Annotated in this window: 14 protein-coding genes; 5 read left to right on the top strand and 9 right to left on the bottom strand. The window is 69.9% G+C overall.

Annotated elements, in window-relative coordinates; all coding sequences use genetic code 11:
- Nucleotide 1: 1 nt before the first annotated feature.
- The gene (locus tag EQ874_RS18295) at nt 2–2599 is read right to left on the bottom strand and encodes a bifunctional FO biosynthesis protein CofGH (RefSeq protein ID WP_129977665.1); all 2598 of its coding nucleotides are present in this window, start codon (nt 2597–2599) and stop codon (nt 2–4) included.
- A gap of 45 nt (nt 2600–2644) precedes the next feature.
- Nucleotides 2645–2842 carry a hypothetical protein gene (locus EQ874_RS18300; protein ID WP_026003084.1) on the bottom strand — a complete coding sequence of 66 codons (198 nt, stop codon included), beginning with the start codon at nt 2840–2842 and terminating at the stop codon, nt 2645–2647.
- A gap of 176 nt (nt 2843–3018) precedes the next feature.
- Here EQ874_RS18300 and EQ874_RS18305 point away from each other — a divergent pair, with 176 nt between their 5' ends.
- Genes EQ874_RS18305 through EQ874_RS18315 form a run of 3 tightly spaced genes read left to right on the top strand, consistent with a single transcriptional unit; the run spans nt 3019 to nt 5779 of the window.
- Complete coding sequence (locus EQ874_RS18305; protein WP_242496807.1) at nt 3019–3495, top strand: PH domain-containing protein; 477 nt, start codon at nt 3019–3021, stop codon at nt 3493–3495.
- A complete protein-coding gene (locus EQ874_RS18310) occupies nt 3492–5006 on the top strand; it encodes a PH domain-containing protein (protein WP_129977667.1) in 1515 nt (504 codons plus the stop codon). The genes EQ874_RS18305 and EQ874_RS18310 overlap by 4 nt, the downstream gene beginning before the upstream one ends.
- Complete coding sequence (locus EQ874_RS18315; RefSeq protein ID WP_064062286.1) at nt 5003–5779, top strand: uracil-DNA glycosylase; 777 nt, start codon at nt 5003–5005, stop codon at nt 5777–5779. Before EQ874_RS18310 ends, EQ874_RS18315 begins: the two co-directional genes overlap by 4 nt.
- Here the strand turns inward: EQ874_RS18315 and EQ874_RS18320 are convergent.
- The 5 genes from EQ874_RS18320 to typA all read right to left on the bottom strand — a co-directional run bounded on the left by EQ874_RS18320 (nt 5718) and on the right by typA (nt 11322).
- Complete coding sequence (locus tag EQ874_RS18320) at nt 5718–6176, bottom strand: hypothetical protein (protein WP_064062285.1); 459 nt, start codon at nt 6174–6176, stop codon at nt 5718–5720. The two genes, EQ874_RS18315 and EQ874_RS18320, sit on opposite strands and share 62 nt — an antisense overlap.
- 77 nt (nt 6177–6253) lie before the next feature.
- Entirely contained in the window at nt 6254–6412 is a 159-nt protein-coding gene (locus EQ874_RS22935; RefSeq protein WP_016933234.1) for a hypothetical protein, read from the bottom strand.
- Between the two features lie 87 nt (nt 6413–6499).
- On the bottom strand, nt 6500–7423 hold the full coding sequence (gene mshB, locus EQ874_RS18325) for an N-acetyl-1-D-myo-inositol-2-amino-2-deoxy-alpha-D-glucopyranoside deacetylase (protein ID WP_129977668.1): 924 nt from the start codon (nt 7421–7423) through the stop codon (nt 6500–6502).
- Entirely contained in the window at nt 7402–9357 is a 1956-nt protein-coding gene (locus tag EQ874_RS18330) for an ABC transporter family substrate-binding protein (RefSeq protein WP_165369276.1), read from the bottom strand. Before EQ874_RS18330 ends, mshB begins: the two co-directional genes overlap by 22 nt.
- 78 nt (nt 9358–9435) lie before the next feature.
- Complete coding sequence (typA, locus tag EQ874_RS18335; protein WP_129977669.1) at nt 9436–11322, bottom strand: translational GTPase TypA; 1887 nt, start codon at nt 11320–11322, stop codon at nt 9436–9438.
- Nucleotides 11323–11683: 361 nt separating this feature from the next.
- Between typA and EQ874_RS22940 the strand changes: the two genes are divergently transcribed.
- Nucleotides 11684–11860, top strand: a complete 177-nt coding sequence (locus tag EQ874_RS22940; protein WP_016934740.1) for a hypothetical protein — start codon at nt 11684–11686, stop codon at nt 11858–11860.
- A gap of 1 nt (nt 11861) precedes the next feature.
- On the opposite strand, the gene EQ874_RS18340 is transcribed toward EQ874_RS22940, so the two are convergent.
- Nucleotides 11862–12284 carry a (deoxy)nucleoside triphosphate pyrophosphohydrolase gene (locus tag EQ874_RS18340; protein WP_051017585.1) on the bottom strand — a complete coding sequence of 141 codons (423 nt, stop codon included), beginning with the start codon at nt 12282–12284 and terminating at the stop codon, nt 11862–11864.
- A gap of 25 nt (nt 12285–12309) precedes the next feature.
- Between EQ874_RS18340 and EQ874_RS18345 the strand changes: the two genes are divergently transcribed.
- Nucleotides 12310–12606 (top strand): 4a-hydroxytetrahydrobiopterin dehydratase, encoded by a 297-nt coding sequence (locus EQ874_RS18345; RefSeq protein WP_016934742.1) that lies wholly within the window; start codon nt 12310–12312, stop codon nt 12604–12606.
- Here the strand turns inward: EQ874_RS18345 and EQ874_RS18350 are convergent.
- Nucleotides 12542–13819 (bottom strand): mannosyltransferase, encoded by a 1278-nt coding sequence (locus tag EQ874_RS18350; RefSeq protein ID WP_064062282.1) that lies wholly within the window; start codon nt 13817–13819, stop codon nt 12542–12544. The genes EQ874_RS18345 and EQ874_RS18350 overlap by 65 nt on opposite strands.
- Between the last annotated feature and the right edge of the window lie 210 nt (nt 13820–14029).

Raw genomic sequence — 14029 nt, forward strand, 5'->3', positions numbered from 1 at the left:
GTCAGCGCGAGGTCGACGGGATCTCCGCGGGCGTGTACGCCGTGGTCCGCTGACGGGCGGGCCGGCCGATACCCTCGGCGATCGCGACGAGTTCGGCGACGGTCTTCTCCGAACCGTGCTGCGATCCGGCCATGCGCGAGATGGTCTCCTCCATCAGGGTGCCACCGAGGTCGTTGGCCCCGCCTTCGAGCATGGCCCGCGTGCCCGCGACACCCAGCTTGACCCAGCTGGTCTGGATGTTGTCGATCCGGCCGTGCAGCATGACCCGGGCGAGCGCGTGCGCGGCACGGTTGTCGCGCATGGTCGGGCCGGGGCGCGACGCGCCGGCCAGATACAGCGGCGACGACTGGTGGACGAAGGGCAGCAACACGAACTCGGTGAACCCACCTGTGCGGTCCTGGATCCCGCGGATCACGTTCAGATGACCCACCCAGTGGTGCGGCTGGTCGACGTGCCCGTACATCATCGTCGAACTCGAGCGCAGACCCACTTCGTGTGCGGTGGTCACCACCTCGATCCACTCGGCCGTCGGGAGTTTGCCCTTGGTGAGCACCCACCGAACCTCGTCGTCGAGGATCTCGGCGGCGGTGCCCGGGATGGTGTCGAGTCCGGCCGCACGCAGTTCGGTGAGCCACTCGCGGATCGAGGTGCCGCTGCGCGCGACACCGTTGACGATCTCCATCGGCGAGAACGCGTGGACGTGCATCGACGGCACCCGCGCCTTGACTGCGCGGACCAGATCGGCGTAACCGGTCACCGGAAGTTCCGGATCGATACCGCCCTGCATGCACACCTCGGTGGCACCGGCGACGTGGGCCTCCCACGCCCGGTCGGCGACTTCGCTCGCCGAGAGGGTGAACGCGTCGGCGTCGCCCTTGCGCTGCGCGAACGCACAGAACCGGCAGCCGGTGTAGCAGATGTTGGTGAAGTTGATGTTCCGGTTGACGACGTAGGTGACGTCGTCGCCGACGGTATCGCGCCGCAACTGGTCGGCGAGTGCCACGAGCGCTTCGAGACCGGCCCCGTCGGCGTCGGCGAGGGCCGTGTACTCCGCGTCGGAGCAGCCGCCCGGATCGCGCTCCGCCGAGCGCAGCGCCGAGAGCACGTCGCTGTCGAGCCGCACCGGCGCGGAGGCACCGAGCTCGAGCACCTGTTCACGGACGGTCTCCCAGTCGCCGAAGGCACTCCCCAGATCCGACCGGTGCTCGGTGTTGCGTCCGGTCACGTCGATCTCGGAGTTGAGGTCGACCCGCCCCGACGACTCCCAGTCGACGTCGGGTTCCTGCCAGGGCAGTCCGGACGGGATCACCTCGCGCGCCAGGCCCGTGGCCGGGTCGGCGAGGGCGTGTACGTGGGCGGTGATGCGTGGATCGATCCACGGCTGGCCGGCCAGCACGTACTGCGGCTGGGCGGCGATCCGTTCGGTGAGTTCGAAGCCGGCCTCGGCGCTCAGGCGCGCGAGGGTGTCGAGACCGGGCCAGGGCCGCTCGGGGTTGACGTGGTCGGGGGTCAACGGCGAGACACCGCCCCAGTCGTCGACGCCCGCCCCGAGCAGCGCGCGGCACTCGTCCGGCGACACGAGGTTCGGCGGTGCCTGGATACGCATGCCCGGCCCGAGGACGAGCCGCGCGACGGCGATCGCGGCGAGGAACTCGTCGAGCTCCGCGTCGTCGTGCTCGCGCATCGCGGTGTCGTCCTTGGCACGAAAGTTCTGGACGATCACTTCCTGGATATGACCGAAAGCTTTGTGCGACTTGCGGATCGCGTGGATCGATTCGGCGCGCTCGGTGAAGTCCTCACCGATCCCGACGAGGATCCCCGTGGTGAACGGCACCGCGAGACGTCCCGCATCGGTGAGCACGCGCAGCCGCACCGCCGGCTCCTTGTCGGGGCTGCCGTAGTGGCACTGCCCCTTCTCGGCGAACAACCGTTCGGAGGTGGTCTCGAGCATCATGCCCATCGAGGGGGCGACCGGCTTCAACCGGGAGATCTCGGCCCAGCTCATCACCCCGGGGTTGAGGTGCGGCAGCAGGCCGGTCTCCTCGAGGACGCGGATCGCCATCGCCCGCACGTAGTCGAGGGTGGAGTCGTATCCACGCTCGTCGAGCCACTGCTTCGCTTCGGGCCACCGGTCCTCGGGCCGGTCGCCGAGCGTGAACAAGGCCTCCTTGCACCCCAGTTCGGCTCCTTGACGGGCGATCTCGAGGATCTCGTCGGGTTCGAGGTACATGCCGCGCCCCTCGGCGCGGAGCTTGCCGGGGACCGTGACGAAGGTGCAGTAATGGCATCGATCCCGGCACAACCGGGTGATGGGCACGAACACCTTCCGCGAATAGGTGACCGAGCCGGGACGTCCCTGGGCGAGCAGCCCGGCGTCGCGCACCCGCGCCGCCGACGCGCAGAGATCCTCGAGATCGGCGCCCCGCGCCTGCAGCAGGACCGCCGCTTCGTCGACGTTCAGAGCGACCCCGTCGCGTGCCCGGCGCAGCGCACGACGCATTCCCGACGGTGTCACCGTGGAGCGGGACGCGGCACCGGGGCGCACGGTGGGGGTCGGGAGCATCGCGGACTGCGGGATGTCGTCTGCGGAATCGGTCATGCGCCCGATCATGCGCCTGCGTGCACCCCCATGCCACCTCGGGGTCTATTCGTGCGGGTAGTCGTCGTCCGCGGGGACCTCGCGGTTCTGCTCGTAGGTGTCGGCGGGGTCGGCCTCCAGCGGCACGTCCGAGGGCAGATCGTCGGCAGGATCGTCGTAGACGGGAGTGGCCTGCTCGAGCCGGTCGGCCTCGGAATCGTTGTCGGACTGGATCTCGATGCCGAGCGCATTCGACTCTGTCATGGCGATCTCCTCTTCTGAACGGGCGATCCGCACTCGTCGGATCGGGGCGAGTCCGGCCGGGTTCTACGGATCCCAGCCTAGCGTGGAACCGGACACCGGTCCCGGCGGAGCAGGAGGCATGGGTGGAGGACGACGAGGTGGCGGTCGACGGGGCGCGGCCGGAGGCGAGTGTGGTCATGCGGGAACCCTCGTGGCGGCCGAGCCCGAAGGCGCGTGTGCTCTGGGCCGTGAGCGCGGCACTGATGTGGATTCCGCTCGTCGTCGCGCAGGTCGTGTGGGTGATCGTCGCACCCGGAGGCGCCGGATGGCACATCGCCGCGGCAGCAGCGACGATCGTCCTCGGCGGACTGCACGTCGCGGTGGTGCCGGCGTGGCGTTTCCGTGTCCATCGCTGGGAGATGGACGACACGGCGGTCTACACGCGGTCGGGCTGGTGGACGCAGGAACACCGCATCGCGCCGATCTCCCGGATCCAGACCGTCGACACCGAACGGGGCCCGCTCGACCGCTGGCTCGATCTGACCACCGTCACCGTCACCACCGCGTCCGCGGCGGGTGCGGTGGAGATCGTCGGACTCGACAGCCGCGTCGCCGACGAGACCGTCGCCCACCTGACCGCGCTCGCGACCCGCTACCGGACGGACGCGACATGAACGACACCGCCGTGCCCGCGGCCGAGACGGACGAGCAGGTGCCGTGGTCGCGCCTGGACCGCAGGATGTTGCTGATCCATCCGATCGAGGAGATCCTGCGCCTGCTGCCCGTGCTCGCCGGATCGTTCGTCATCGGCACCACCAGCGGAAATCCCGGGTGGGGACTCGCAGCGACAGGGGTGCTGGTGCTGGTCGGGCTGTCGCGCTGGTTCACCACCACCTACCGTGTCGGGCCCGTGCACGTCGAACTCCGCCGCGGACTGCTGCAGCGACGCGAGTTGTCGATCCCCCGCAGCCGCATCCGCTCGGTGGACGTCGAACAACGCCTCCTGCACCGCGTTCTCGGCCTGGCCGTCGTGAAGATCGGTACCGGACAGGGCGGAGGAGCCGACCGCAACCGGTTCGAACTCGACGGCCTCCCGATCGCCGCCGTCCCCGAGCTGCGTGCCGTACTCCTGACCGGCGGGGAGCGGGGCGCCGAACCGTCCGAGCCGGCACCGACGTCCGCGGCCCCCACCGAGCGGCAGCTGGCGCGCTTCGATCCGGGTTGGGTGCGCTACGCCCCCTTCTCCACGACGGGATTGCTGGCCGTCGCGGCGATTACCGGTGCCGCCTTCCAGTTCGGGCTCGGCCGGTGGATCGCCGAGTCGCAGGTCGTCCGCCGCGCGGTCGAGGCCGCGGAGGATCTGGGACTGCTGGTCGCACTGGTGATCCTCGTCCTGGTGGTCGTGCTCGTCGCCAGTCCGGCGGCGTGTGTGCGCTACCTGATGGTCTACGGCGACCTGCGGGTGACCGACGACGACCGGGTCCTGCGCATCGCGCACGGCCTGCTCACGACCCGTCACACCACTCTCGACCGGGCGCGGCTGCGCGGTGTCGCACTGCACGAACCATTGGCACTGCGACTGGTCGGTGCCGCGCGGCTCGACGCCGTCATGACGGGCAGGACGGCGCAGCAGGGTGGTTCGTCGCTGGTCCTGCCGCCGGCGCCCGACGGGGAGGTCCGACGGGTCGCGGCCGAGGTGCTCACCGAGCGGTTACCACTCGATGCGCCGCTGCGCAGCCACGGTCCCCGTGCCCGTCGTCGCCGCTACACGCGGACGTTGTGGCCGGTGGGTGTCGTGGTGGTCGCGGGGCTCGTCGCCCTCACCGTCACCGGGCGGCACGTGCCCCTGCCGGTGATCGTCACGGTGATCGTGCTGCTGGTCGCGGGGGCGTGCGCGCTGGCGCAGGACCGGTACCGGGGTCTCGGTCATACCGTCGTCGACGGACATCTCGTGGCCCGCAGCGGCTCGATCGACCGGCAACGCATCTGCCTCGATGCGAAGGGTGTGATCGGATGGACGGTGAGGCAGACATTCTTCCAGCGACGGGCCGGCCTCGCGACCGTCGTCGCGGCGACCCCGGCGGGCGCGGGCCGTTACGAGGTGATCGACATCCCGATGGACGAGGCGTGGGCTCTGGTTCAGGAGGTCACACCGGGTATGGGAGAAGCATGGATGAAGACATGATCCCTCCCTCGGGACGGGGACCCCTGCACGGCGCCCCTCCTGCGACGCTGGCCGAACTCGACGATGTGCTCGTCGACTGCCGCGCGTGTCCGCGGCTGGTCGCATGGCGCGAGCAGGTCGCGCGGGAGAAACGAGCAGCCTTCCGCGACGAGGAGTACTGGGGCCGGCCCGTCCCGGGTTTCGGTCCTGCCGATGCGTCCCTGCTGATCGTCGGGCTTGCGCCCGCCGCGCACGGCGGGAACCGCACGGGACGGATGTTCACCGGCGACCGGTCGGGCGACGTGCTGTACGCGGCCCTGTACGACGCGGGTCTGGCGTCGCAGCCGACCGCGACGCACATCGGCGACGGCCTCGAACTGTTCGGCACGCGCATCACGTCCCCGGTGCACTGCGCACCGCCGGCGAATCGCCCCACCGTCGTCGAACGCGACACCTGCCGGCACTGGCTGGAACAGGAGCTCGACCTGCTCTCCCCCACGCTGCGCGCGGTCGTCGTCCTCGGCGGTTTCGGATGGCAGGCGCTACTGCCCGTCCTGTCGGCCGCGGGGTGGACGATTCCCGTTCCCCGCCCGAAGTTCGGGCACGGCGCGCACGCGCTGCTGTCTCCGACCGAGGCGCGCGAGCACCCGTTGCATCTGTTCGGCTGCTATCACGTCAGCCAGCAGAACACCTTCACCGGCCGGCTGACGCAGGAGATGGTGACCGACGTGCTCAGGGACGCGGCTCGGGCTGCGTCGCTCCTACCGCGCGAGCCGCTCCCACCGCCCGAGTGATCTCCTTGATACGCGCCGAGAACAGGTAGCCGCCGGCCGGGACGAGCGCCGCCACCGGCAGCAGCAGGGTCCGCCAATCGCCGAGCGCGAGTTGATCGCCGCCCGGCCCTCCCGCCAGACAGACGAGGAAGACGACGGCCCACGCGACCAGCGGCAGGGTCGCGCTGCGCAGGGAGCCGGTCTCGGCGCGGACGGCCACCACCAGGAGCAGGTTCGCGAGTCCGGCCAGCAGGATGGTGATCGGGAAGGGCATCCCGGCGATGTACAGGCCCAGGTAGAAGACCGACAACAGGGCGCACAGCGCACCGTCGAGCACGAGCAACGCGACGAGGCCCCGGCGTGGCCGGACGTCCGCCGGTGACTCGAGGGGGGCAGCGGTTGCTGGATCGACCGTCATGCTTCGATGGTGCGCTACCGGACGGGCGCCGACGCAACCGGGGTCTGCGGAACCGTCCGCCGCTCACCCACGGGACGTCAGGGAACCGGCGGGTATCCGAGCATGGTGAGCAGGGCGCTCTGCTGGTCGGCGAAGGCGTACAACGCGTGCCAGTAGTCGGCTCGGATCTCGTCGGCGTAGGGCCTCAGCGAGTCCACGAACGCGACGATCTGGTTCTGGACGGACCAGTTGTACATCGACAACCCCCTGCACGGTGTGTGTCTGCGCGACGCGAGGACGAGTGACCCGCGCCACTGCCGATCCCACTGACGACTCGGATCACACTAGCCGATGCCGGAGAAGAGATCGTCTTCTCGTCCCGTCGGGTCGGTGAGACCGAGCCGACCGCGAACGAGCACGAAGTGCTCGTGGTCGAGGACGGGCTGGGCGACGAGGTTGGAGAGCACGAACTGCTCACCGTCCGGCGCGACCAGCACCTGGGTCGCGTGCGCCGCCATCGCGGTTCGCTTCGCGTCGAGAACCGACCGGACGTCGACGACGGTGGTGACCTCCTCGTCGGGCACGCTCGGCAGTTCGCCCGGCTCGGGTCTGCGCCACCCTTCGGGCAGCGATCCCATGGCCGCGACGCCACGTTCGAGTGCGGACCGTTCGGTGACGGTCCAGTACACCTTCGCGGGAGTCCAGGCCGCGCCGGCGGACGGGTAGTCCTCGGTTCCCGCCGCCTCGACGGCCGCGGTCACCCGCTCGTGCACCGCGATGTGGTCGGGATGCCCGTAGCCACCGAACGGGTCGTAGGTGACGACCACGTGCGGACGCATCTTGCGGATCACGGCGACGAGCGCCTCGACCGCCTCGTCGCGGTCGGCGTTGACCCAGGCGCGAGGATTGTCGGCGGAGGGGGTGCCCGCCATCCCGGAGTCGCGCCAGTGCCCGGCACCGCCGAGAAAACGCGGTCGGTCGACGCCGAGCGCGTCGAGCGCCCGGGTGAGTTCGAGGATGCGATAGCCGCCGAGCTGATCGGCACGATCCGCGGTGAGCTGGGCCCACTCGTCGCCGATCACTTCACCTTCCTCACCGAGCGTGCAGGTCACGACGGTGACCTCGGCGCCTTCGGCGACGTACCGGGCGATGGTGCCGCCGGTGGTGAGCGTTTCGTCGTCGGGATGGGCGTGGACGAGCAGAAGCCGGCGATCCGCAGCATTGGGGACGGCCCCCGGAGTGTCGATCACGGTGTGGTCCTTCCCCACAGATGGGCGTCGCCGAGAATACCGGTGGCGACAGCGGCTGTCAGCGAGACGTTCTCGACACCCGGACCGGCTGCGACGACGGTCCTGTCCTGCAGGATCGGCAGGTTCACCGCGAGATCCCACAGCCTCGGCTGTGCGGCGGCGACGACGTCCGCCGGATCGGCGGCGCCGTTCAGAGCCGCCAGCAGGTCCGGTTCGAGCCCGGGGTCGCAGGCACCCGAGAGGTTGCTCGGCGCCTCGAGCTGCGCTGCGACGGCGTCCTCGCGTTCCTCCACGTCGTCCTCGTCGAGTGTGGTGGTCGCGGGGTCCGGCGGTGTTCCGTCCGACGGCCGTGTCGTCTCCTGGGCGGCGGGTACGGGCGTGGGCGGGAGGTCCTCCCCCGCCGCGGTGGGCGCCGCGGCCACCGGTACGCATCCGAACCGGGACAGCGCGGCCGTGGCGGGATCGCCTCCGGCACGCATCCAGCCGACGATCGCGTGCACGCCGCCCTCGACGAGGGCCTCGCCGTACAGCTCGTCCGGGGACAGTTCGTCGACCGACGCGTCGATCCCGGCACCGCGCCACAGGTCGACGGCGGTGCGTGCGACGGCCCGCGCGGTCTCGTCTCCCTCCGGCACGCCCAGCACCAGCGTCAACGGTTCTCCGTCCCGGGCCAGGGTGCCCTCGGGCAACGTCGCAGCGCCCGCACTCCCCGGCTCGGGAGTCCCGCTCGCCGGTGATGCGGACGTCCTGGTCTCGGGCGCGGCCGGGTCTGCGGGTGCCGGCGGATCGGCGGGTGGGATCGGCAGATATCCGGCCTCGGCGAGACGGCCGAGGGCCTCCTCCCGGGACGGTCGCGGCGGCATCGTGTCGGCGTATCCCGGATCGGACGGCGCGAGCACCTGGGCACGGGCGCGCACGATCTCGGTGCTGTCACCGGTGGCGACGAGCCCGAGCAGGTCCGGATCGAGCAGGCCGAGCACGCCTCGCCGGACCCGCGGATCGGCGAGTTCGGCGGTGCGGGTGTTGAGGATCAGGTCGAGTGTGCGCGGCTGCAGCTGGACGCCGGTGCGCACGCCCGGCACGGCGGCGAGCTGCGCTTCCAGGGCGACTCCGCCCGCACTCTGGACCACCTGCGCGTCGTCGCTGCGCACGGATTCGGTCACCTGGGCATCGGTGCCGGCGCGGCGCATCAGCAGCTCGTCCGGTCCGGCCGGGGTGCCCCAGAACCGGTCGTTGCGTTCGAGCAGGACCTCGGCGCGCCCGCGATCGACGTTGTCGACGTGGAACCGCCCACCGGACACGGGGATGGTCTCGGACAGCCCCGTGGAGAAACCACCCGGCGTGTCCTTCACCAGGTGTGCGGGCAGCAGATCGGTGAACAGTTCGCGCCAGGCGGGATACGGCTCGCGCAGCGTGACGGTGACCGTCTTGCCTCCACCCGACGACCGGATGTCGTCGATGAGCCGGTAACCGGCGGGATCGACCACGCCGGGCTGGGTGACCATCTGCCGCCACAGATACCGGAAGTCCTCGGCGGCGATCGGTGCACCGTCCGACCACTGGGCCTCGTCGCGCAGGCGGTAGGTGATCGTGAACGGGGCCTCGTCGGTGACCTCGGCGGACAGGAGCAGCGAGTCGTCGGGAACCAGCAGCGTGACCGCGGGGTTCTGCGAGTCGGGAACGGCCCGGAAGGCGCTGGGGAGCACGAGTTCGGCGACCGCGTTGGCGACCGGCGACTGATCGGCGAGCAGATGCGGATTGAAGCCCGAGCCGACCTCGTCGATCGCGACCACCACCGTGCTGCGCTGCGGCGGGGGAGCGGGAGTCGTGGTCGGCTCCGCCTGTTCGATCGGCGGGGGCGGGTCGGCGGTGCAGGCGGTCAGGACCAGCACAGCCACGGCCGTGCCGGCCGTCGCCCCGATCAGTCGGCGACGAGCGCGCGTACGCGACACTCGGGCTCCTTCCGTGAGGCAGGTGGTACATGGGTGGCCCCGGCCAGCATGCGCTCGCCGGGGCCACCCACACCTGGACTACTTGTTACGGGCCTTCTCCCGCGACCGCGCACGCGCACGGTCGGTCTGCGACAGGTGCAGCTTCCGCACGCGCACGTCCTCCGGGGTGACCTCGACGCACTCGTCTGCGGCACAGAACTCGAGCGCGGCCTCGAGGGTCAGCTCGATCGGCTTGGCGAGGGTCTCCATCACATCGGCCGTCGAAGAGCGCATGTTGGTGAGCTTCTTCTCGCGGGTGACGTTGATGTCGAGGTCCTCGGCGCGCGGGTTGATGCCCACGACGTGACCCTCGTAGGTGTCGCTGCCCGGTTCGACGAAGAAGGTGCCGCGATCGGCGAGCTGGATCATCGCGAACGGGGTGACCGTACCGGCACGGTCGGAGACGAGCGAACCGGTGTGGCGCGCCCGGATCTCGCCGGCCCACGGCGCGTAGCCGTGGAAGATCGCGTTGGAGATGCCGGTGCCGCGGGTCTCGGTGAGGAAGTCGGTGCGGAAACCGATCAGGCCGCGCGACGGGATGATGAACTCCATGCGGACCCAGCCGGTGCCCTGGTTGGTCATCTGGACCATCTTGCCCTTGCGGTTGGCGAGGAGCTGGGTGATCGCGCCGAGGTGCTCCTCGGGGCTGTCGATGGTCAGCTCTTCGTAGGGCTCGTGCAGCTTGCCGTCGATGGTCCGGGTGACCACCTGCGGCTTGCCGACGGTCAGCTCGAAGCCTTCGCGGCGCATCTGCTCGACGAGGATGGCCAGGGCGAGTTCGCCACGGCCCTGCACCTCCCATGCGTCCGGACGTCCGATATCGAGCACGCGCAGCGACACGTTGCCGACGAGTTCGGAATCGAGTCGCGTCTTGACCATGCGCGCGGTGAGCTTGTGGCCCTTGACCCGGCCGACGAGCGGCGAGGTGTTGGTGCCGATGACCATCGAGATGGCCGGCTCGTCGACGGTGATGCGCGGCAGTGCCACCGGGGTCTCCGGATCGGCGAGCGTGTCGCCGATCATGATCTCCGGGATGCCGGCCACGGCGACGATGTCGCCGGCGACCGCGACCTCGCCCGGCTGGCGCTCGACACCGACGGTCTTGAGCAGCTCGGTGATCTTGACGTTCTTGACGCCGTCGGCGTGCATCCACGCGACGGTCTGGCCCTTGCGCAGCTCGCCGTGGTGGATGCGCAGCAGCGCGAGACGACCGAGGAACTCGGAGGCGTCGAGGTTGGTGACGTGGGCCTGCAGCGGGGCCACCGGATCACCCTTGGGTGCGGGGATGCACTCCATGAGGACCTCGAAGAGCTCGTCGAGGTTCTCGGCGTCGGGGACCTGGCCGTTCTCGGGCTGCTTCTTCGATGCCTTGCCTTCACGGCCGGAGGCGTAGAGGACGGGCAGGCCGAGGGCGAGCTCGGCGGCTTCGGCGGCTTCGTCGTCGAGGTCGGACGCGAGGTCGAGCAGCAGGGTCTGGCTCTCCTCGACGACCTCGGCGATGCGGGCGTCGGGCCGGTCGGTCTTGTTGACCACGAGGATCACCGGCAGCGACGCGGCGAGAGCCTTGCGCAGCACGAAACGGGTCTGCGGCAGCGGCCCCTCGGAGGAGTCCACGAGCAGGACGACACCGTCGACCATGGACAGGCCGCGCTCGACCTCACCACCGAAGTCGGCGTGGCCGGGAGTGTCGATGACGTTGATGACCGTGACGGTGCCGTCGGGGTTGTGCCGGTGCACAGCGGTGTTCTTCGCGAGAATGGTGATGCCCTTCTCGCGCTCGAGGTCGCCCGAGTCCATGACCCGGTCGACGAGTTCCGCACGTTCGGCGAACGCGCCCGACTGGCGCAACATGGCGTCGACGAGAGTGGTCTTTCCATGGTCGACGTGCGCCACGATGGCGACGTTCCGAAAATCAGCGGTGCTCACGCGATAGCTCTCCTGGCTGTAGTCCGGCCACACGGCACTGGACCCGGTCGGCACCTCGCCCGTACGGCGTTCGTCTCGATGGCCGCGACGCGAGATTGCGAGCTACCTGCTCCGCCCGAAACTCGGCGTGCAAGTACTGCGGCCGTCAATACACTTTACAGGCCGCTCGTAGGTCGCTGCGTCTACCTCAGCCGATATCCGCAGGTCGGCAATGATCGGGGTGACGTTCGACACTTCCGCGGGAGACGCGAGGACCGAATCCGGCACCTCATCCACCCCTTGGCCCATGAGTAAGGGGATGCTAACCTTCGCCCGCCGGTGGATTCGCCGCGCGCTGGTCCGTGGAAGGCAGGCGGGACGTATGGGGAAGGTGAAGGCGAGCAAGGTCGCAGGCCTGAAGCCGAAGAAGAAGTGCTGCCGCAAGAAGACGCGGTGCCTCGAATGCCCCGTCGTCGTCATGCGCATGAGGAAGGTCGAGAACGACGGCCTGAGCAAGAAGGAACTGCGCAAATATCTCGACCGGGCCCGTGCCGCCTGACTCAGCGCCGCAGATGCTCCCGCAGGTCCGGGATCCACGCGCGGTCGGCCGGGACGAGATCGATCCGCCCGAGTTCGTCCGCGTCGACCCACCGCAACGCCGCGTGGTCGAGCGGCTCGGGATCACCGGAGACGAGTTCGACACGGTAGGCACACAACTCCCGGCCCCCCGCCAACGGCACCGCCACGCCCAGACGTTCCGCGCCGCGCACCTCGACACCGAGTTCTTCCCTCAGCTCCCGCACGAGCGCCGCTTCCGCACTCTCCCCCGGTTCGGCCTTGCCGCCGGGCAACTCCCACAGTCCCGCGAGGTCGGCGGGCCGGAGACGCTGGGCGAGCAGCACGCGTCCGTCCCGGATGACGGCGCCGGCCACTACGTGCCCGTCGGGCGCCGGTGTGCTCGCAGACGATGTGCTTGCAGACATGACCCGCATCGTCCCAGAATGAGTCATGTCCCAGCTGCTGACGGACGGAGAGATCGACGCCGCGCTGGCCGAGCTGCCGCACTGGCACCGCGCGGGACGGTCGCTCGTCCGCACCATCGAGGCACCGACCTTTCCCGACGCGATCGCGCTCGTCGACCGGGTGGCCGTCGTCGCCGAGGAGGCGAACCATCATCCGGACATCGACATCAGGTGGCGGAAGGTGACCTTCGCGTTGAGCACGCACTCCGCCGGTGGCATCACGGAGTCGGATCCGGCTCTTGCGCGCCGGATCGACGAGGAGGCCCGACACTCGGGTCCGTAGTCGCCTGCTCGTCCCGTCCCGTGCGCCCAGCGAGGATCATGACGACGTAGACGGCAAGGACACCCACCACGTTGACCGCGCCCAGCCAGGCGAGCGGAGCGGGGCGTTCGACGTCCCAGATCGAGTCCTGCGCCGTGCTGAGCACCCACGGGACGCCGATCAGCGTGACCGCCGCCCAGCACACGGCGACGACGCGGGCGCCGAGCGTGCGTGCCGCAGGTCCGTAGACCAGCCACAGCAGCAGCGGAACCACCCATACCCAGTGGTGGACCCACGAGATGGGTGAGACGAGCAGACCGAACAGCTGCACGACCAGCAGCGTGCCGAGGCGATCGTGGGTTCCGTCGGGCAACGGCCGCAGCGACCGCCACGCCGCGAACGCGAGGACGGCGCAGACGACGACGGCGAGCAGCCACGCCGGGCCGAGACCCACGTCCTCACCGGCGACGCGGCTCAGGGCTCCGCGCAGCGACTGGTTCCACACCGAGACGACCGGCCCGATCCGGTCCGCGTCGCCCAGGAGGGAGCCGAAGTAGGTGGCGGCCTGGGAGCCGAGCACGAGCAGGCTCACCAGGACCGTCCCCGCAAAGACGACGGCGGAGAACACCGCCTCACGCCGGCGCCGTTGCGCGAGGAAGTACAACCCGGTGATCGCGGGCGTGAGCTTGATGCCGGCGAGCACACCGACGAGACCCCCCGACAGCCACCACCGCGAACTGCGCACCGCGAGCATCACGCCGAGGACGAGGAAGACGTTGATCTGCCCGTAGTCGAGTGTGGTGCGAACCGGTTCGGTCCAGATCCCCGCGGCCGTCCACACCATCGCGGTACCGGTCCACGACCGGTTCCGCGCCGGCGCGGCAGCGCCGTCCTCGTCGACATCACCGTCGCTCACGACGAGTTCGAGAGCGATCCGCACGACGGCGAAGAGCGCAGCGACCGTCAGCAGCTGCCATGCCACGCCCAGGACACCGAACGGGATCAGGTGCAGGGGCAGGAAGACGAGCGCGGCGAAGGGCGGATAGGTGAACGGCAGCGGGAAGTCGGGGGTGTCCTCCGAATAGGTGAATCCGTAGAGGTTCCCCTGCAGCAAGGCGGCCGATCCGTCGACGTAGACGTGCAGGTCGACGAGGTTCATCCCGTTGGGCGTGATGAATGCCCAGGCCAGACGGACGACGACCGACAGCGCCAGTAACGCCGCGCACCACCGCATCCGGTGCGAAGCAAACCCTCGTGGCACTGCGGTGCGGCCTCTCCCGTCGAACGTCCGTCCGGTGAACCGGACCCGGCGAAGGAGATTACCGTTCCGATCGGCATGCGAACGAACCGGACTTCACTCCCGTAACGATTTCATCTACAGTCACAATCTTCTCAGGCCGGGCGGGTTATGTTCGACAGGATCCGAGGAACGGAACAGCCCGTG

The sequence above is a fragment of the Rhodococcus sp. Q1 genome (genome assembly GCF_004153645.1).
Taxonomy (GTDB): Bacteria; Actinomycetota; Actinomycetes; order Mycobacteriales; family Mycobacteriaceae; genus Rhodococcus; species Rhodococcus gordoniae.

Excerpts from the sequence above, each read along its gene's own strand:
- EQ874_RS18300 (WP_026003084.1), bottom strand. The coding sequence starts at position 2,842 with ATGACAGAGTCGAATGCGCTCGGCATCGAGATCCAGTCCGACAACGAT.
- EQ874_RS22935 (WP_016933234.1), bottom strand. The coding sequence starts at position 6,412 with ATGTACAACTGGTCCGTCCAGAACCAGATCGTCGCGTTCGTGGACTCG.
- EQ874_RS18295 (WP_129977665.1), bottom strand. The coding sequence starts at position 2,599 with ATGACCGATTCCGCAGACGACATCCCGCAGTCCGCGATGCTCCCGACC.
- EQ874_RS18340 (WP_051017585.1), bottom strand. The coding sequence starts at position 12,284 with ATGTCTGCAAGCACATCGTCTGCGAGCACACCGGCGCCCGACGGGCAC.
- EQ874_RS18320 (WP_064062285.1), bottom strand. The coding sequence starts at position 6,176 with ATGACGGTCGATCCAGCAACCGCTGCCCCCCTCGAGTCACCGGCGGAC.
- EQ874_RS22940 (WP_016934740.1), top strand. The coding sequence starts at position 11,684 with ATGGGGAAGGTGAAGGCGAGCAAGGTCGCAGGCCTGAAGCCGAAGAAG.
- EQ874_RS18310 (WP_129977667.1), top strand. The coding sequence starts at position 3,492 with ATGAACGACACCGCCGTGCCCGCGGCCGAGACGGACGAGCAGGTGCCG.
- EQ874_RS18305 (WP_242496807.1), top strand. The coding sequence starts at position 3,019 with ATGCGGGAACCCTCGTGGCGGCCGAGCCCGAAGGCGCGTGTGCTCTGG.
- EQ874_RS18350 (WP_064062282.1), bottom strand. The coding sequence starts at position 13,819 with ATGCGGTGGTGCGCGGCGTTACTGGCGCTGTCGGTCGTCGTCCGTCTG.
- EQ874_RS18315 (WP_064062286.1), top strand. The coding sequence starts at position 5,003 with ATGATCCCTCCCTCGGGACGGGGACCCCTGCACGGCGCCCCTCCTGCG.
- EQ874_RS18345 (WP_016934742.1), top strand. The coding sequence starts at position 12,310 with ATGTCCCAGCTGCTGACGGACGGAGAGATCGACGCCGCGCTGGCCGAG.